The sequence below is a fragment of the Megasphaera sp. SW808 genome (assembly GCF_012027795.1).
GTDB classification, from domain to species: Bacteria; Bacillota; Negativicutes; order Veillonellales; family Megasphaeraceae; genus Megasphaera; species Megasphaera stantonii.
Window position 1 is genome coordinate 1 of sequence record NZ_SJOT01000011.1, and the last position, 18,676, is coordinate 18,676.

Consider the following 18,676-nt stretch of genomic DNA (forward strand, 5'->3'; position numbering starts at 1 on the left):
ATACAGGCTGCTATCCGATGATTGCTGCGATTGATAGAGAAAGGATGATGAACCATCGTAAAGATTAAACCAGAATTATTAGACAAACTGGCGGAGGAAGAAGTGAAGGCTCTTCTGGAAGGCATACAGGACGAAGAGTTGCGCAGGAATCCTCAGTTCCTCGCAAAAGTGCGCCAGTTTTTAAAGGAAAACGATTTGAAGACTACACCAGAAACAACAAAGCCTTTAGTTCAGCAGATAACGAAGGAGCTGCCGGACTTCACTACGGAAGATACAGATGACGACCCAGTGGACTTCAGAGCAAATTGAGGCCGCTAGAAAGGATTTCCGTAAGTTCCTATTTATTCTTTGGGATGAGATAGCTCTCCCGGAACCTACGGAAATCCAGTATGCCATGGCTACCTTGCTGATGACTTGTCCTTACAAACGATTTATCATAGAAGGCTTTCGAGGTGTAGCGAAATCCTTCATTACCTGTGCATATGTCGTTTGGAGTCTTTGGAATAATCCCCAGCTAAAAATCTTGATCGTGTCTGCCAGTAAGGATAGAGCAGATGCGAACGCCGTGTTTATCCGGCGCATACTTTACTTACTAGACTTTTTGTCTGATTTACGTCCTAGAGATGGACAAAGAAATACACAAAACCTATTCGACGTAGGCTTGGCTATCCCGGATATTTCCCCTTCCGTAAAGTCGGTAGGGATTACCGGGCAGATTACAGGCTCCCGTGCAGATATTTTGGTAGCAGACGACGTAGAAATCCCGAATAATTCCAGTACGCAGGTACGGAGAGACAAACTGTTTGAAGATGTAAAAGAGTTCGACGCTATTATCAAGCCGGGGGAAAGCAGCAAGATTATCTACTTAGGCACTCCCCAAAACGAAATGTCCCTGTACTCCGAACTGCAAAACCGTGGGTACGAGACATATATCTTCCCGATTGTCTACCCGGAAACCCCGGAAGAGCGGGACTTCTACGGAGACCGGCTGGCTCCTTATCTGGCTAAACGATATGATAAAAGTCCGGCAGTATGGGCAGGGAAGCCTACTGACCCTCGACGGTTCCCTGAAGAGGAAATAGAGGAACGTAAGCTGTCCTACGGTAAGGCTGGCTTTTCCTTGCAGTTTAAACTCAATACCAATTTGTCTGACTACGAGAAGTTCCCGTTGAAGGTGCAAGACTTAATCATATCTGATGTGGACTTAGACGAAACTTCCTTGAAGTGGGCGTGGGCAAGCAGTTATGAATATCGGCTGAATCAGTTGCCCTGTGTTGCTATCAAAGGCGACTACTTTCACAGGGAGTTGAGCAGGAGTAGTGAGGTTGCTAAATACACGGGGACTGTCATGGCAATAGACCCATCCGGCAGAGGGAAAGACGAAACGGCGTATGCGATCGTAAAGTATCTCAACGGCTACCTATTCGCCGTGGATATTGGAGGATTCTCAGAAGGTTACTCCGATTCCGTACTGACACAGCTTGCCAATAAAGCGAAAGTATATGGAGTCAATGAGATTGTCGTGGAAGCCAACTTCGGAGACGGCATGTTCACACAGCTATTCAAGCCTGTACTGAACAAGATTCACCCCTGTGCGATTCAGGAAGTGAAGAATACGAAGCAGAAAGAAGCCCGTATCATAGACACTTTGGAGCCGGTTATGATGAGACATAAGCTGATTATTCCTGTCTCCGTAATCAAAGAGGATTACCGTATATACGAAGACAAAGGAAAGGAATATTCGCTGATATATCAGATGACCCGCCTCAGTAGGGATAAGGGTTCCTTGGCTCACGATGACCGTTTGGATTCCCTGACAATGGCTGTGTCTTACTGGCTTGAAGTCATGGACAGAGACGCCCAGACAGGCATGGATGAGCAAATGGAAGAATGGTTAGCAGCAGCTATGGATGAGGATAGGGGTATCTTTTCCATGCTATATAAGATAGATGAAGGTAGTAATAAAAATGCAAATATAATGAATAAAAAATGGTAGATAGAAGGTAGTAGTCAGAGGTAATTGTCCCATAAAACCTAAGATTTAATTGTCCCATGTTATAGAAGGAAGGAGAGGAAACAAAGGAAACTAAAGTATATAAAGGATTCTATAGTACCTATGGATTACTATGTATTCAGTTAGGAATCCTTTCGTACACTGAAGGATAAAGAACTTCAGGATAGAAAGTAACCCTAACGGAACTCATAGGCACTCATGGGAACGCCTTATGGAATTACTTACTGGGACAACTACCTACTATACCTCCCTATTATGACACCTACTACTTACTATTATACCTCTCACCCCGCAATACTAAGCCATTTTCGGGAACGCCCGTCCGTCACCATGGGTATCGTCGTCGTCTTCGGTACCTCTATGGCGACGATTTTGGGCGTATTCCTCATTCCGATGCTGTTCATCCTCGTTGAAAAAATCGGCCATCAGCCGGTGAAGAAGAAACAGACCATCGGCAGATTAGGTGATATGTAAGAGTATTGTATCTGTACCTTCCCTTTTGACTGGAAGGGCGATACTGGATTTACGTTTTTGGCTCAGCGGTGTTGCCTTGTGCAGCACCGTTGGCTGAAGGCGCAGAAAAGGAGTTCTCGTGGGTATGTTCCCGTGAGAACTCCTTTTCTGTATGCTCAATACCGTGTACGACAAAAGCCGCATCGCTGCGATGCGGCTGTATGCGTCGTATATGCAGTTATCTGCCTTGCAGCAGTTTTTCTTTCAATTCCAAATAGCGCGTCGTATAATACGGCTTGAGCTGCGATTCCCGCAGGTCGTTGCCGAAGGAACGGCGGCTGACGGATAAGATTGGCGGGCATTGAATGCGCTTGGCGACGGCAAAGCCGGCGATGAGGCGCCACCATTTTTCCAAGTCGGCGATGAAGGACGCCGCGTCGGGAAAGAGGTCGCGCACCTTGATGGGGCAGCCGATGTGTTCTTCCAGCGTGCCGTCGGCATACCATTGGAGAATCGACTCCGGCGTCGCCCGCTGCCACCGTTCGATGAAGGCGGCGAAGAGGTAGTCGTGATAGGGATATACCAAGGGGTCGCCCTGGCCTTTGGTGATATCCTGATTGGAAGACAGCTCGGCGCTGGGGACGATGTCGATAGAGCCGCGGGGAATGACTTCCCGTTTGAACACTTCGGCGTTCAAGTACCGGGCCAGGTCGTAGACCTGATGCTTCCACAAGTCGGCCGTCGCGGCCAAGAAGCCGGCGCTGTCGCCGTACAGCGTAGCGTAGCCGACAGATGATTCGGCCTTGTTGGCGTTGCAGGTGAAGACGCCGCCGAAGGCGGCTGCCGCCGCGGCCAGAATACGGCTGGAACGGTCCCGGGCCTGGATGTTTTCTTCAATGAAGCTGGTCAGCTCCAGACGGCCTGCTTCGACGTCGTTTTTATATAATACGGCGTCGCTGAATTGGCGGCGCGTCAATTCCAGGCTGTCCTGTACGGGAATGACCGTATACAGGCAGCCCAGGTTGTCGGCTAACTCCTTAGCCAGTCCCTTAGTCATTTCCGAGTTGTAGCAGCTGGGCATGTTGACTAAGAGGATGTGTTCCGGCGGAAGGACTGTGGCGTATAAGGCGGCGTTGACGGCCGAGTCGATGCCGCCCGATACGCCGATGACGACGTGATCCAGGCCGAGGGAGCCCATAAAGGATTTCAGGCCGTAATGCAGGCTGGCGTAGATATCGGCCGTGTTGCCGTGCTGTTCGTTGACGTGGACCGGCGACGTGAAGACGTGGTTCTGTTCGTCGTATTCGACGATGGCCAGCTCTTCGCCGAAGGCGGCGCATTCGTAGTGAAGGCGGCCGTCCTTGTCGTAGGCGCTGCTGGAACCGTCGAAGGTGTAGACGTTTTTGCCGTTGTTCTGGATGCCCGTGCAGTTGACGTATACGGCGGGCTTGCCGATTTCGCCGATGGTCTTGCCGAACAGGCGGTGACGCCGTTCCGTCTTGCCCTGCGTAAAGGGAGAGCTGGAAATGTTGACGAACAGGTCGATGTCGTATGTATTGCCTAAGTACGACATGGGCTTGAAGGGATAGTTGTCGTCCCAGCTGTCTTCGCAGATGAGCGGGCCTACGCAGAGCTTCCGTCCGTCGGCGAAGGCGATGTGAACGGGCGACAAGAAGTCTTCCGGAAAGGCGCGCCGCTCCTGGGCCACTTCCATGAGGGATGTGAAATAGCGGATGTCGCTGAACTCCCGGTAGTTGGGAAGGAGCGTCTTGATGTAAAACGGATAGGGCGACCGTTCCGGCGACAGGAGCTTGCCGTCGCTGGCGATGAACATGGCGTTGTACTTGCGGGTCCGGCCGTCTAAGTTGACCCGGCCCGGTTCCTTGGCTACGTTGCCGTAGACGACGGTAATTCCTTCTGAAGCGGCCTGGATTTCTTCGCCGAAGCGGACGCAGTCGTCGATGAAGTCGGGCTGATCCCAGACGTCGCCGATAAAATAGCCCGGAATCGAAAGTTCCGGGAAGATAATCATGTCGCAGCCCTGCTGCTTAGCCTTGGAGATGGCTTTTTTCATGGCGGCGGTATTGAAGCGCGGGTCGCCGGCATGTATATCAAGCTGGGCGAGAGCAATTTTCAGCATAGATATGCCTCCCTGATAAATAATTTCATACTTATTATTATACTCCATAGGCGCCATTGTGAATAGAGAGGGCGGAAGATACGCCGCGTATGCCCGACAGGTCTAAGGCGACTGTGCAAAATCGCATAGCCTCATAGGGTGCGAAAAGGAGCGGCATGTAGTATAATTGTAGTGATATTACTTTCTGACTGAAGGAAAGAAGACTTACATGAACACTTTATTGACTATCTTAAACGCCAAGTTCATCCATTCCTCCCTGGCGCTGCGCTGCCTTTATACGGCGTGCCGCCGGCAGGGCGTCGCGGTGAAGACGGCGGAATATACGATCAATCAGCATGCCTATGACATTCTGCGCCGCATTTCCAAGTTCGACGCCGATATCATCGGCTTTTCCTGTTATATATGGAATATCGAAATGACCTGCCATATCATTTCCCTCATCAAGCAGGTGCGGCCGCAGACGATCGTCTTTGTCGGCGGGCCGGAAGTGTCCTATACGGCAGAGGAGATATTGCGGGACCATCCCGACATTGATTACGTACTTCAAGGTGAGGGAGAAGATATGGTGCCGGCCTTTCTGCAGGCCTTAGCGCGAGGCGAAGACGGGACGGCTGTACCGGGCGTCATGGGACGAGTCGGAGGCCAGATTCAGGGCAGTGATGCCTATCAGGAAGTGGCCGAGCTGGACCGTCTGCCCTTTCCCTATGAGGGGCAGGATTTTTCCCTGCTCGACCATAAGATCATGTATTACGAAAGCTCCCGCGGCTGCCCGTTTCACTGCCAATACTGCCTGTCGGGCATGAACGACGCCGTCCGCTTCCGCTCCGTGCCCCTCGTGCTGCAGGAGCTGGAACAGTTCGTCGCAGCCGGCGTGCATCAGGTCAAATTCGTCGACAGGACCTTCAACTGCAATCCGGCCCACTACCGGCCGCTGCTGCGCTATATGATTGGCGTGATCGAAGATATCAACTTCCATTTGGAAATCGAGCCGGGCCTGCTCATGGACGAAGACCTGGAGCTGCTGGCAGCGGCTCCTAAAGGGCGCATCCAGCTGGAGATGGGCATTCAGTCGACCCACGAGCCGACGCTGCGGGCTATCCGGCGGCACAACGACTGGCCGCGCATCGAGCATATTATGGAACGGCTCTTGGCATGCGGAAACATCCACCTGCATCTGGATTTGATTGTCGGTCTTCCTTATGAGGATTTCGGCCGCCTGCGCCAGTCGTTTAACGATATATACGCTCTCAGGCCCCACAAGCTGCAGATTGGTTTTTTGAAGCTCCTCAAGGGCTCGGGCATCCGCCGCGATTACGGCGGCGACTACCGCTATGACCCGCAGGGGCCTTACGAAGTGCTGGAAACGACGTGGCTGCCTTATGAACGGGTGCGGTACATGAAGGTCTTTGAGGACGTCTTTGAACGAACCTATAATTCGGGAAAATTTACCTGTCTTTTGTCCTATGTATCCCGAATCTACGCCCGGGATTATTTTGCTTTGTACGAAGGCCTGACCGACGAATGGCTGGCCCTGGGGTACGACGAACAGGCCCTGTCGGACGAGGGGCTCTGCCAGTTCTTGTGGCATTGCTGCCGGGACAGGCTGGGCCTGACGGAAGAACAGCAGGCCGTCGCGGCGGATTTGCTGGCCCTGGATATGCAGGTATGCTTCCAGTTCCGCTATCATGCCGGCTTTTTGGGCTGGCAGGAAGCGCCTCGCGAAGAGACGGACGCTATGTTCCGCGACGAGGAATGGCTGCGCCAGTATGTACCCGATTACGTTTTCACGAGCTGGCGCGACGTCAAGATGCGCTGCCGCGTCTGGCCCGTCGGCAGGGATACGCTGGACGAGCTGCGGCGCTATACGGCCGTTCCCGAAGGAGGAGCCTATGTTCTGGCAGAAAAACGAAAGGGCGGCGTATCGTGGCAGGTCGTGCCGCCTAAACACAGTACAGGGGAATTATAAGATATGAACGAACGATATAATGTATATTCGACGTATTTGAAAGAACGGTACGGCGAAAAAGTATATAAGCTGCCCATCAGCATTCCCGATACGTGCCCGAACCGCGACGGCACGCTGGGCACGCGAGGCTGCGCCTTCTGCGGCTCCATCGGCGCAGGGTATGAAAACCTGCCGGCCGACATGACCATACAGCGGCAGATAGAGGCCAATATCGCCCATATCCAGCCTAAGTATAAGGCCAATAAATTCATCGCCTATTTCCAAAATTTCACCAATACCTATATCCGGCCCGACGTGTTCCGCCAATACCTCATCGAAGCCTGCCGGCCCGACATCGTCGGCATCGCCGTCGCGACGCGGCCGGACTGCGTCAATACGACGTATTTTGATATTATGGCGGAAATCAAGGAGACCTACGGCGTAGATATTCTCGTCGAGTTCGGCTTGCAGACGGTCAACTACAAGACGCTGCAGAAAATCAACCGGGGCCACACGCTGGCCGAATACATCGACGCCATGATGATGATACAGGCCTATCCCTTCCGCAACTGCACCCACGTCATATTGGACTTGCCCTGGGATACGATGGAAGACGTCGTCGAGACGGCCAAGATTATTTCCGCCCTGCCGACGCACGAAATCAAGCTCCACGCCCTGTACATCATCAAGAATACCGTCATGGCCGACTGGTACAAGGCCGGGGAGATACAGCTTATTTCCGCCGAGGAATACGTAGATCGCGTCGTGACCTTTTTGGAATACACGCGGCCGGACATCGTGTTCCAGCGGCTCATCGGCCGGGCGCCGAAGGAAGCGACGGAATTTGCCAACTGGGGCATGGGCTGGTGGAAAATCCGCGATATGATCGACGCTGAGCTCGCGCGGCGCGACACCCGTCAAGGAGCGAAATGCACGTACCTTCACGGAAAAGCCGTGCGGAAATTTACAGATTACTAACAAAGGGGACATGACCATTGCCTATGGAAAAACGATTTATCTTTTCGGACTTGTCCGAGGCCAAAGCCGTGCTGGGCATGAAGGACGAATTTTTAAAGACCATACAGAAGGAATTTCCTGACTGCCGCATTGCCTCCCGCGGCGACGAAGTGATTATCGTCGGCGGCGAGCCCGGCGTCAGCCAGGTGGAGACGGTGCTGCGCACGCTGCGGTACCTGTACCGGGAAAATACATACATGACGACGCAGCACGTGCGCTACTCGTCGTCGCTGATCAAGCAGGGAAAGGAAGACCTGCTCCAGTCTATTTACGGCGACACGGTCAGCATTTCGGCCCGGGGACGGCTCATCAAGCCCAAGACGGCGGGACAGAAGCAGTACGTCGATTCCATACGGAAAAATCTCGTGACCTTCGGCATCGGCCCGGCCGGCACGGGCAAGACCTATTTGGCCGTAGCCTTGGCGTCGTATTATTTGAAGAACCGCGAAGTAGAGCGGATTATCCTGACTCGCCCGGCCGTAGAAGCCGGCGAAAAGCTGGGCTTTTTGCCCGGCGATTTGCAGGAGAAGATCGACCCGTACCTGCGGCCCCTTTACGACGCTTTGGCGGATATGTTCGGCTACGACCAGTTTCAGAAGATGGTGACCCGCAATATCATCGAGGTAGCGCCGCTGGCCTACATGCGCGGCCGGACGCTGGAGGAATCGTTTATCATCCTCGACGAAGCGCAGAATACGACGAAGGAGCAGATGAAGATGTTCCTGACCCGTATGGGCAACCATTCCCGCGTCGTCGTCAACGGCGACGTCACGCAGATAGACTTAGTAGACCGCAAGATGTCCGGCCTCATCGAAGCCCAGAAGGTTCTGCAGAACGTCCGCGGACTGGGCATGGTGTACTTTACCGACGAAGACGTCGTCCGTCACGACATGGTCGGGCGGATCATACGGGCATATGAAGATTTCTATAAAAAAGAATAGAAAGGTGGACCAGTATGAATATCAACATCAACTACGAAGACCCGTCGTTCCAGAACGACACGTACGAACAGGTAATCGAGCAGGTATGCCAGGAAGCGGCACTCGTGTACGGCTTGGGGCCTAACGCAGAAATCAGCGTTCTCTTGTGCCACAACGAATACATCCACGAGCTGAACAAGCAGTACCGCCAGATTGACCGTCCTACAGACGTCCTGTCCTTTGCCCTGAACGAAGGGGAAGACGACGGCTACGACGGCCCCGACGCGGCCCTTTTGGGCGACATCGTCATTTCCCTGGAAAAGGTGCAGGAGCAGGCCGAAGAATACGGCCATTCCTTCGAACGGGAGCTGGCCTATTTGACGATTCACGGCATGCTGCACATCCTCGGCTACGACCACATGGAGCCTGACGACAAAGCGGAAATGCGCAAGGAAGAGGAATTTATCCTCCACCGCCTGGGTTACGTCCGTCAGGGAGAAGAATTATAATGGACGGGGAAACCGTCCGCCTGCTCATCGAAGCGGCGAAAAAGGCCAGGGAAAGGGCTTATGCCCCGTACTCCCAGTTTTACGTCGGCGCGGCGGCTCTGGGAGAAGACGGCGTTATATATGCGGGCTGCAACGTAGAAAACAGCTCGTACGGCTTGTCGTGCTGCGCCGAGCGGAACGCCATATTCCGCGGCGTCGCCGCCGGCTGCCGGAAGTTTGAAGCCGTTGCCATTGTCGGCAGCGCTGATGATACGATGCCCTGCGGCGCGTGCCGGCAGGTCATGGCCGAATTCGGCGTGTCTTACGTCGTCGCGACCCGCGCCGACGGCGCCTACCGGGTACTGGCCCTTGAGGATTTGCTGCCCTTTGCCTTTACACTACAGGAAGAAACGGAATAAGGAGTATATATGGAAGAAAAAACTACGTTTAAATCGGGATTCGTCGCCGTCGTAGGTCGACCGAACGTCGGCAAGTCGACGCTTATCAACCGCATTATCAAGCAGAAGGTATCTATCGTGTCCGATAAGGCTCAGACGACGCGCAACCGCATTTTATGCATTCATACCGACGAAGACTGCCAGATCGTGTTTCTCGACACGCCGGGCATCCACAAGCCGAAGCACAAGCTGGGCCAGTTCATGGATGAAGCGGCTTACCAGTCCCTCAAGGACATCGACGCCGTGCTGTTTCTCATTTCGGGCAACGAAAAGAAGGGCCCCGGCGACATGTTCGTTCTTGACAAGGTCAAGGACGCCGGCGTTCCCGTATTCCTCATCATCAACAAGGTCGATTTGATGAGCAAGGAAGAGATTTTCCAAAAAATTACGGAATACAACGCCCTGTATCCCTTTGAACAGATTATCCCCATATCGGCGCTGAACGGCGACAACGTGGACGCCGTACTGGACGAGCTGAAAAAGATACTGCAGGAAGGGCCGAAGTATTTCCCCGACGACATGATTACGGACCAGCCTGAACGGCTTCTCGTCGCGGAAATCGTCCGGGAAAAGCTGTTCCGCTGCACGCGCGACGAAGTGCCCCACGCCATCGCCGCCTACGTGGAAGAGATGAAGCCCCGCGGCAGGAACAAGGTGTACATCCGCCTGACGATTTACGTCGAACGGGATTCGCAGAAGCGCATCGTCATCGGCAAGAACGGCTCGGTTTTGAAGGAAGTGGGCGAGCAGGCTCGCCGGGAAATCGAAAACCTGCTGGGGTCGTCCGTATTTTTGGATATTTGGGTTAAAGTAAAGCACGACTGGCGCAATAAGGCGTCGGCCCTCAGCGAGCTAGGCTATAAGAACGAATAGGAGAGATGACTTATTGAACCGCAACTATTGCTGGAATGTTTTGTGATTTACTGCGTATGCGTCCTTTGCAGCGCCGTCTGCGTTACGGGGAAGTTTGCCTTCGCTCAGCTGCGCCGCGAATACATCGAAGAGTTGGTGGAAGACGGCGACGAAAGCGCTAAGCCCCTGCTCAAGCTGTACGATAACCCGACCTTGTTTTTAGGCACGGCCCAGCTGGGCATGGCCCTCTTCGGCCTCGTCGGCGGCGCGACGATCTATTTCGCCTTGTATAACGGATACGGCCAGTTTGTGCAGTACGCCGGCGAAGCGTGGATTGTCTGGGCGGCCTACGCCGTTGTCTGCGTCGTCCTGTGCGGCATCTCCTGGGTGTTTGGCGAGCTCATTCCTAAATCCATCGGCCTGCAGCGGGCAGAACGGAGCCTGAAAACGATCCGGCCGCTGATACAGCCGTGGAGCCGGCTGCTTTACCCGCTCATCAGCCTGGGCAACTGGCTGGGCAAGGCCATTCTCCGCGGCCGCGACCTCGAGGTGACTAATGAAATCGACATGGCTCACTCGGAAGATGAAATCCGCATGCTCGTCACGGCCAGCCACAAGGAAGGGAAGATCGACCAGGTAGAAAGCGAGCTCATCGGCAACGTCTTTGATTTTGCCGACCGGCTGGCCCGGGAAATCATGATTCCCCGGCAGAATATCGTCTGCCTGTACCTGGAAGATACGATGAGCCAGCACATCGCGACGATACGCCAGTCCCGCCATACGCGGTACCCCTTGTGCGAAGAAGACAAGGACCATATTTTAGGGCTGATACACATCAAGGATTTGATGGATTTGTACATGCACAAGCAGACCAACCTCCGCCAAATCAAGCGGCCTATCCTGATGGTTCCGGAAATCATGCCGGCGTCCAAGCTCCTGCAGCTCATGCGGGCCCGGCGGACCTATCTGGCTATGGTTGTCGACGAGTACGGCAGTACCGTCGGCCTCATCGGGCTGGAAGATATTCTGGAAGAGCTGGTCGGCAACATTAAAAACGAGCACAGCATGGAAAAAGAAGAAATCCAGCCTCTGGCCAACGGCGCCTATGAGTTTGCCGGCACCGTATTGCTGGAGGACGTGGAAGAGCTGCTCCACATACCTGTCGAAGAGGACGTCGGCACGGATACTATCGGCGGCTATGTGTTCAACGTGCTGGGCCATACGCCTGTCGTCAAGGAAGAGGCCATTATCGGGACCTATCGCTTTGTCGTATTGGAAATGCAGCGGTTCCGCATTGCCCGCCTCAAGGCCGTGCCCATACCGCCGGAAGAATTGCCGCCGCCAGAGGGGGAAGGGGACCATGACAAGGAGTAACCATATATTCCGCCCGGTCCGGCCGTACGACGGACTAATCCTTCAAGTTCAGAAGCGGGGAAAGCAGCGGATCTTGTCTGTCTTTACCCGGCAGGAAGGGGTGCTGCGGCTGTTTGTATCCGAGCGGAGCCGCGGCCGCAGCGGCTCCGGGGCTTTTATGCCTTTGGGGGAGATTACCTTTGATGCGGCCGAGCAAGGCGATATCCTATCCCTGCGGGAATACGAATGCCGGGGAAACGAGGCCATGATGAACCTGACGTGGGATCACTACGTGTATTCGCAGATCTTCGTCGAAATGGTCCTGCACCTCATACCGTACCGGCAGGTCGACGGCGGCGTGTACGGCCTGCTCCTGCGCTACAGCCGCCTGTTGGCGGCCAAGGATCCGCGGGTCCTGACGATTATCGCCGGCTGGCAGCTGGCCGGACTGGCTGGGTTTTATCCCGACGTCGATACGGTGCGCGTGTTTTCGTCTCCCTATGGTCAGGAGGGCTATTACTTCGGCGACGAAGGACTGGCGGACATGCGGGAAGAGAAGCTGACGCCGGAGATCCGGCAGCTTTGGAAGCGCCTGCTGCAATACCGCTGGGAGCGGGAGGAGACGCTGCGCTTCAGCGCGAAGGGCTTAGCGGCACTGGAACGGTTGCTGTACAGCTACGTCGAGCAATGCAGTGAAAAAAAGCTGCAATCGTTAGTATTGCTGGCGCGTCCGTAAGAACGGTGAGAAAGAATACTCTTTCGACGCCGTTCTTTTTGTTTTTCTTGTCTTTTAGCCGGCCTATGGTATAATAAGGCTATTATTTTTTTATACGCCTATCATGGCGAAAGATAAAGGAGGGCATATGGTCAAAAATATGACGGCAGGCAGCCCCATACGCCTGATCTTGTCTTTTACCGTTCCCCTGCTGATTGGGAACGTATTTCAGCAATTTTATAATATTGCCGACATCATCATCGTCGGACGGACCATCGGTGTCCATGCCCTGGCGGCAGTCGGAGCGTCGGGACCGTTGTTCATGGCTCTGCTGGGCCTGACTATCGGCCTGACGTCGGGATTTTCCGTCGTTACGGGCCAGCGGTTCGGAGCAAACGATGATGAAGGCGTGCGCCGTTCCGTCGCCATGTCGGCTATGCTGGCCGTCGGATTGACGGTTTTGCTGACGACGATTGCGGCCTGGCAGATGCCTCTGCTCATGGAGCTCATGAATATTTCCGACGAGCTCTACGCCGATTCGTACAGTTATATCATCATCATTACGTACGGCATCGTCGCCATGATGATGTACAATCTCCTGGCTTGTATCTGCCGGGCCTTAGGCGACAGCCGTACGCCCTTGTATTTTCTCATCTTGTCGTCTGTCCTGAACGTCGTCCTGGCTCTGGTATTTATCATGCAGTTCGGCTGGGGCGTGCCCGGTTCGGCTATCGCCTTGGTCATTGCTCAGGGTGTGTCGGCCTTGCTGTGCTTCTGTTATATGCGCCGCCGCTTCCCCATGCTGCGACTGAGCCGCAGCGACTGGGCCTTCGACAGGGAATTTGCATGGCAGCACCTGCGCCTGGGCCTGCCCATGGCCATACAGTTCATGATTATTTCCCTGGGAATTTTAGCGATTCAGTCGGTCTGCAATACCTTTGGCCCTGAAACCATTGCGGGCTTCGTTTCGGCGACGCGGATTGAACAGCTGGCGCTGCAGCCTATGATTTCCTTCGGTATCGCCATGGCCGTTTACTCAGCACAGAATTACGGCGCTCAGAAATACGACCGCATCCGCAAAGGCGTCCGCCAGTGTTCCCTCGTGTCGCTGGGCTTCTGCCTGTTTGCCATTGGGGCCATGTTGTTTTACGGGCAGGAGCTCATTTCTGTCTTTACGGCGGAGCACGACGACCTGCTCCTGCAGCAGGCCATGCTGTACTTGCACACGTCTGTGCCCTTTTATATTTTTCTCGGGCAAATTTTTGTCTACCGCAACGCCTTGCAGGGCATGGGGATTTCCAGCGTGCCGCTCATCAGCAGCATCATCGAGCTGGTGTTCCGCGGCTTGTCGGCCTTCGTCTTGGCCGGCATGTGGGGATTTTTCGGCATCTGCTGTGCCAGCCCGATCTGCTGGGTCGCAGCCTGCCTGTTTACGGCGGGAAGTTACTTCTACGTACAGCACACGATGCGGAAGATCAGAAGGTAGTTATGTATTCGTTTTATGAGGAGGAATGGATATGAGCAAGCTCGTCGTCGTCATTCAATGTCATTTGGTCATGAACCGCTGCAGCGGCTATCCCTGTATGGATGCCTTTTACAAGCGCGAAGGCGCTTTTGCGTCCTATGAAGAAGACGTCCGCTATATGCCTGTCACCTGCGGCGGCTGCTGCGGCGCCGAAGTAGCGGCCAAGCTGGAAAATCTGACGAAGCATTTGAAGCGCCGTGGCGAACGAAAGGAAGACGTCGTCGTCCATTTCGCCTCGTGCGTCTGTTCCGACAACTCCCATCGGCCGCCTTGCCCCCATTTGGATTACATGCGGCAAATCGCAGAGCGCAAAGGCTATTCCGTCGTCCTGGGCTCGTATATATCGAACGCAGCAACGAGAAAGCGGGAAGCTGGGATTTATAAAACGTTTTAATATGATTGAATTTTGTGGGGAACTAATAGATACTAAGCTCTATTGGTTCTCTATTTTTTATGTATCTATAATAAATTATATTTAATAAAATTCAATAATTATTAATATTTGATTGACAAATGTATGTATGTTTAGTATAATTAACATAAATAAAACGCAATTAAAGTCATCGTGAAGCTGCTTCAGATAATAATGCCGGTGTCTAATGCCGGCTATTTTTGCGCAAAAAACGACAACATCATAAGGAGGATACACGTATGAGTAGTACAATGCTAATTATTTCGTGCATTATCATTGCCGTTTTGATCTTGATTTTCTTAACGATTAAAGTTAAGCTTCATCCATTTTTTGCGCTTACTATTGCAGCGATTTCTTTTGGCCTGATGACAGGGCATAACATCAATGATATAATGACGAGTTATTCCACTGGATTGGGCGGTACTATTTCGGGAATTGGTATTGTCATTGCCATAGGGACGGTTATGGGCGCATTGCTTGAAAAGAGCGGCGCTGTAGAGACGATGGCGCAAACTATTTTACGTATTACCGGAAAGAAGCACGCTTCTTTGGGCTTAACGGCTACGGGATATTTTGTCTCGATTCCTGTGTTTTGTGATTCAGCATACGTCTTGTTATCGCCTTTAGCGAAAAGAATGTCTAGAGATACGGCTGTCAGCATGACGACGATGGCTATTGCTTTAGCGATGGGGTTGCATGCTACGCATATGTTAGTTCCGCCTACGCCGGGTCCTTTAGCGGTTACGGGGATTTTGGGAGCCGATTTGGGCATGGTTATTCTTCTGGGAATGCTGGTATCTATTCCTGTCGTTTTGGTTGCTCATGCTGCTGGAAAGTTTGTTGGGAAAAAGTTTTACTTCTTGCCGGAAGAACTGGCTGAAGAGGTTGCGCCTGAAGGCGACAGAAAGCGGCCCGGGGCTATTGCAGCGTTTATGCCTATTCTTTTGCCAATCGTTTTAATGCTTTTGCGTACCGTTGCGTCTTTAGATTCGCAGCCCTTTGGGGATGAGATACTGTATGATGTGCTCTTTTCTCTTGGGAACACCGTCGTAGCTCTCATGATTGGGTTAGTCATTGCCTTCGTATCGTATATGCATATTCGGCCACACGATAGGGAAGTTTGGACCTTTGAAGGCGAATTTGGCGAATCCTTAAAAGTTGCCGGTCAAATTGTATTAATTGTCGGTGCTGGCGGTGCATTTGCTACGGTTTTGAAAATGTCTGATTTGCAGACGATTGTTATGACCTATTTTTCGGGTATTTCTGCCGGCCTTTTAGTGCCCTTTGCTATTGGAGCCGTTTTTAGAACTGCTATCGGTTCTGGTACGGTAGGCATGATTACGGCGGCTTCGATGCTGCTTCCTCTTGTCGATGTATTAGGATTCAATACGCCTATTGGCTTGGTTATTGCCATGATGGCCTGCGCTTCCGGCGCGTTCATGGTTTGGCATGGGAATGACGACTTCTTCTGGGTCGTCACGACTACGTCGGGAATGCCTGCCGACGTTGCGTATAAAGTTATTCCGATTATCAGCGTGATGCAGGCTATTACCTCTTTAATTTGCGTTTATATTCTTTGGATTTTATTTGTATAAGAAGAAGGGAGATATGTGAATATGAAAATTGATCAAGTGTATACGCCGGCTATTTTGTTGAATTTGGATTATATGGAACATAACCTGAAGAAGTACGCTGACTTGGCTGCGGCGCATGGAAAGCAGATTTGGCCGATGGTCAAGACGCATAAGAGCACGGAACTGGCGTTATTGCAGCAGCAATATGGTTGCACGGGATTTTTGTGCGGCACGCTGGACGAAGCGGAAGCCTTGTGCGCCGCAGGCATCCAAAATATCATGTATGCCTATCCCGTAGCGACGAACGTGTCTATCGATCGGGTCATCGCCTTGTCGCAGAAGTGCAATTTTATCATCCGCATTGACGGGGAAGACGCGGCTAAGGCAATTCAGGAACAGGCGGCTAAACAGGGCGTTTCCGTGCAGTACACGATTATTGTAGACAGCGGCCTTCACCGCTTCGGTGTGGCTCCCGATAAGGTCGTTCCCTTGGCCGACGCGTTGAAAGCCTGCGACCATCTGGTATTTAAGGGGATTTCTACCCATCCGGGCCATGTATACGGCGCATGCAGTCATGACGACCTGGCCGGCTATTGCGAAGATGAAGCCCGCAGCATGGCAGCGGCAGCAGAAGCGCTGCAGAAGGCAGGCTATACGGTGGACATCATTTCCAGCGGCTCTACGCCTACCTTTGTTCAGAATATTGCCGACGAGCACATTTCCATCTATCATCCGGGCAACTACATCTTCAACGATACGATTCAGTTGTCTACGCAGACGGCTTCGGAAGAAGAATGCGCGCTGTACGTACTGGCATCCGTCGTGTCCCATCCGTCGGAAGACCTGTTTATCTGCGACGCCGGCACGAAATGCCTGGGATTGGATCAGGGAGCCCATGGCAATACGTCTATCGTAGGATACGGCACGGTCAAGGGCCATCCGGAGTTGTGCGTAGACGGGCTGTCAGAAGAAGTAGGGAAAATTCACGTCAATGGAAAAACTGATTTGAAGGTCGGCGATAAGATCTGCATCATTCCGAATCACTCCTGCTCGACGGCGAACTTTACCAATTACTTCATCGGCGTCCGCGGCGATGAGGTAGAACGGCTCGTCGAAGTGGATATCCGCAGCAACGCGACGAAAAAGAATGTAAAATAATCATGCCGAAGGCAATATAAAGAAGCCGGGAGAGCCCATTCGTTTGGGTTCTCCCGGCTTTTGGCCGTTTGGATAGTTTATTCGAAGGAAGAAACCAGCGACGCAAACTCATCGGTATGGGCTCCGTACCATTCGTCAAAGGTTTGGCCCTTGGTTTTCAGTGTTTCGGCCAAGGCCGTCAGGAAGGCAGGGATGTTGTCTTCCGTAATGACGCCGATTTGCGCGCCGAAGCGTTCCTGTGTCGGCGTCGCATAGGTGCCGCCGGCAAAGACCGTAAAGGCCGGCTTCATATCGCCGTCCACTTTTTTAGCTGCGCCGCGCAGGCCGATGGCGCCGATCTGCTGGGCCGCGCACGACGAGGGGCAGCCGGAAATATGCAGCTTGGGCAGGTACGACGTGTCGACGCCGCTGCCGCGCAGGGCCTTGACTGTGCGCAGCCACATGCCGTGGGAATCGCGCAGGCCTTGCTGGCAGATGGCCGCGCCGATGCAGCAGACCGATTTTTCAAAGGTATTTTTCGCCGTGTCCTCTTCGGTGATGGCGGCGAAGGCGATGGCTTCTTCCGCGGTCAGGTTGACGGCGTAGAGCGATTCGTCCGTGTTCAGGCGGAGTTCTGCATCTTCAACGTCAGCCAGGAACTGCAGGGCCTTCTTGAATACGGCCATGTCCGGCGTGCCGCCGAGGGGATGGTATTCTACGTAGTAGAGGTTGTCCTGCTTCTGGCTGTGGATACGGGCGATGTTCGGCTTGGCCGAGGACGGGGCCTTCTTGGCTACGACGTATTCTTGGGGGATAAAGGAGAGGTCTTTTTCCTGTGATTTTTCTAAAAAGGTCTGGAAGGTCTTGCAGAATTTTTCGTCGCCGAGATTGACCGGCATGAAGCGGGACCGGGCTCTGGCTCTGTTCTTATAGTCGCCGTGGGCCATGAACATTTGGGCGAAGGCGTCGATATAATACAAAATCTTTGTCGGCGCGACGTCTTCGCCTACTTTGACGCCCAGGCGGGGATTGGCGGCCCCCAGGCCGCCGGCAGCATAGACGTCAAAGGTACCGTTCTTTTTGGCTAAGAAGCCCAAATCCTTGAAGGTGGCGTGGCTTTCGTTGTCCGTGCCGTTGGAAAAGGCGATTTTATATTTCCGCGGCAGGTGCAGTTCCGGAATGATAGTGAGGACGTACGAAGCTGCTGCGTCGACGTAGGGAGATACGTCGAAGAATTCCTTCGGGTCTACGCCGCGGAGCGGGCTGGCCGTGATGTTGCGGGGGTTGTCGCCGCCGCCTCCGATACAGTAAATGCCGTGGTCCAGGCATTCCTTATATAAGGATAAAATAGAGGGGCCGTTCATCTTGTGATACTGAATGGCCTGAGCCGTCGTGAAATGAGCCAGCTGTACGTGGTACGTATCGATGGCCCAGGCTAAAAATGCGATCTGGTCCTTTGTGACGCGGCCGCCGGAGAACCGCATGCGCAGCATGCCGCTTTTGCCGCCCCGTTCGGCGTAGCTGCCGTATTTGCCGGAAATGCCCTTATATTGGCCTGCCGGAAGCTCCTGGCGGAAAAAAGCCTGACAGGCGTTTTCAAATTCGGGATATCTGTCTTGAAAGGTCTTTTTTGTTTCTTCAGAAATGGTTATCATATATACCCTTCTTTCTAA

General features: G+C 53.2%; 17 protein-coding genes. 15 read left to right on the plus strand and 2 right to left on the minus strand.

Going from position 1 to position 18,676, the window contains the following annotated elements:
- Nucleotides 1–102 precede the first annotated feature (102 nt).
- The 3 genes from E0L13_RS05705 (at nt 103) to E0L13_RS05715 (ending at nt 2,488) form a co-directional block, all read left to right on the plus strand.
- Nucleotides 103–309 (plus strand): hypothetical protein, encoded by a 207-nt coding sequence (locus E0L13_RS05705; RefSeq protein ID WP_168060925.1) that lies wholly within the window; start codon nt 103–105, stop codon nt 307–309.
- Nucleotides 278–1,996, plus strand: a complete 1,719-nt coding sequence (terL, locus tag E0L13_RS05710; protein WP_168060927.1) for a phage terminase large subunit — start codon at nt 278–280, stop codon at nt 1,994–1,996. Before E0L13_RS05705 ends, terL begins: the two co-directional genes overlap by 32 nt.
- Nucleotides 1,997–2,344: 348 nt before the next feature.
- On the plus strand, nt 2,345–2,488 hold the full coding sequence (locus E0L13_RS05715; protein ID WP_168060923.1) for a hypothetical protein: 144 nt from the start codon (nt 2,345–2,347) through the stop codon (nt 2,486–2,488).
- Between the two features lie 217 nt (nt 2,489–2,705).
- On the opposite strand, the gene nadE is transcribed toward E0L13_RS05715, so the two are convergent.
- Nucleotides 2,706–4,607 (minus strand): NAD(+) synthase, encoded by a 1,902-nt coding sequence (gene nadE, locus E0L13_RS05720; protein WP_168060929.1) that lies wholly within the window; start codon nt 4,605–4,607, stop codon nt 2,706–2,708.
- A gap of 208 nt (nt 4,608–4,815) precedes the next feature.
- Between nadE and E0L13_RS05725 the strand changes: the two genes are divergently transcribed.
- From E0L13_RS05725 to E0L13_RS05780, 12 genes are all read left to right on the plus strand, one after another.
- Nucleotides 4,816–6,573 (plus strand): B12-binding domain-containing radical SAM protein, encoded by a 1,758-nt coding sequence (locus tag E0L13_RS05725; protein ID WP_168060931.1) that lies wholly within the window; start codon nt 4,816–4,818, stop codon nt 6,571–6,573.
- A 3-nt stretch (nt 6,574–6,576) separates the two neighbouring features.
- Entirely contained in the window at nt 6,577–7,530 is a 954-nt protein-coding gene (locus E0L13_RS05730; RefSeq protein WP_087477522.1) for a TIGR01212 family radical SAM protein, read from the plus strand.
- A 77-nt stretch (nt 7,531–7,607) separates the two neighbouring features.
- The gene (locus E0L13_RS05735; RefSeq protein ID WP_232818723.1) at nt 7,608–8,510 is read left to right on the plus strand and encodes a PhoH family protein; all 903 of its coding nucleotides are present in this window, start codon (nt 7,608–7,610) and stop codon (nt 8,508–8,510) included.
- Nucleotides 8,511–8,524: 14 nt separating this feature from the next.
- On the plus strand, nt 8,525–8,998 hold the full coding sequence (gene ybeY / locus E0L13_RS05740) for an rRNA maturation RNase YbeY (RefSeq protein ID WP_087477520.1): 474 nt from the start codon (nt 8,525–8,527) through the stop codon (nt 8,996–8,998).
- Entirely contained in the window at nt 8,998–9,396 is a 399-nt protein-coding gene (locus E0L13_RS05745) for a cytidine deaminase (RefSeq protein WP_168060933.1), read from the plus strand. Before ybeY ends, E0L13_RS05745 begins: the two co-directional genes overlap by 1 nt.
- 9 nt (nt 9,397–9,405) lie before the next feature.
- On the plus strand, nt 9,406–10,308 hold the full coding sequence (era, locus tag E0L13_RS05750; RefSeq protein ID WP_087477518.1) for a GTPase Era: 903 nt from the start codon (nt 9,406–9,408) through the stop codon (nt 10,306–10,308).
- Nucleotides 10,309–10,320: 12 nt separating this feature from the next.
- Nucleotides 10,321–11,661: a hemolysin family protein gene (locus tag E0L13_RS05755; protein WP_168061008.1), complete on the plus strand. Its 1,341-nt coding sequence runs from the start codon at nt 10,321–10,323 to the stop codon at nt 11,659–11,661.
- Entirely contained in the window at nt 11,648–12,376 is a 729-nt protein-coding gene (locus E0L13_RS05760; RefSeq protein ID WP_107195277.1) for a DNA repair protein RecO C-terminal domain-containing protein, read from the plus strand. Before E0L13_RS05755 ends, E0L13_RS05760 begins: the two co-directional genes overlap by 14 nt.
- Before the next feature lie 127 nt (nt 12,377–12,503).
- On the plus strand, nt 12,504–13,841 hold the full coding sequence (locus E0L13_RS05765) for an MATE family efflux transporter (protein ID WP_168060935.1): 1,338 nt from the start codon (nt 12,504–12,506) through the stop codon (nt 13,839–13,841).
- 31 nt (nt 13,842–13,872) lie between these two features.
- Nucleotides 13,873–14,274: a CGGC domain-containing protein gene (locus E0L13_RS05770; protein WP_168060937.1), complete on the plus strand. Its 402-nt coding sequence runs from the start codon at nt 13,873–13,875 to the stop codon at nt 14,272–14,274.
- A 257-nt stretch (nt 14,275–14,531) separates the two neighbouring features.
- The gene (locus E0L13_RS05775) at nt 14,532–15,887 is read left to right on the plus strand and encodes a GntP family permease (RefSeq protein ID WP_168060939.1); all 1,356 of its coding nucleotides are present in this window, start codon (nt 14,532–14,534) and stop codon (nt 15,885–15,887) included.
- 21 nt (nt 15,888–15,908) lie between these two features.
- Nucleotides 15,909–17,024 carry an alanine racemase gene (locus E0L13_RS05780; RefSeq protein ID WP_168060941.1) on the plus strand — a complete coding sequence of 372 codons (1,116 nt, stop codon included), beginning with the start codon at nt 15,909–15,911 and terminating at the stop codon, nt 17,022–17,024.
- Nucleotides 17,025–17,101: 77 nt separating this feature from the next.
- On the opposite strand, the gene E0L13_RS05785 is transcribed toward E0L13_RS05780, so the two are convergent.
- Nucleotides 17,102–18,658 carry a nitrite/sulfite reductase gene (locus E0L13_RS05785; RefSeq protein WP_168060943.1) on the minus strand — a complete coding sequence of 519 codons (1,557 nt, stop codon included), beginning with the start codon at nt 18,656–18,658 and terminating at the stop codon, nt 17,102–17,104.
- Nucleotides 18,659–18,676 lie beyond the last annotated feature (18 nt).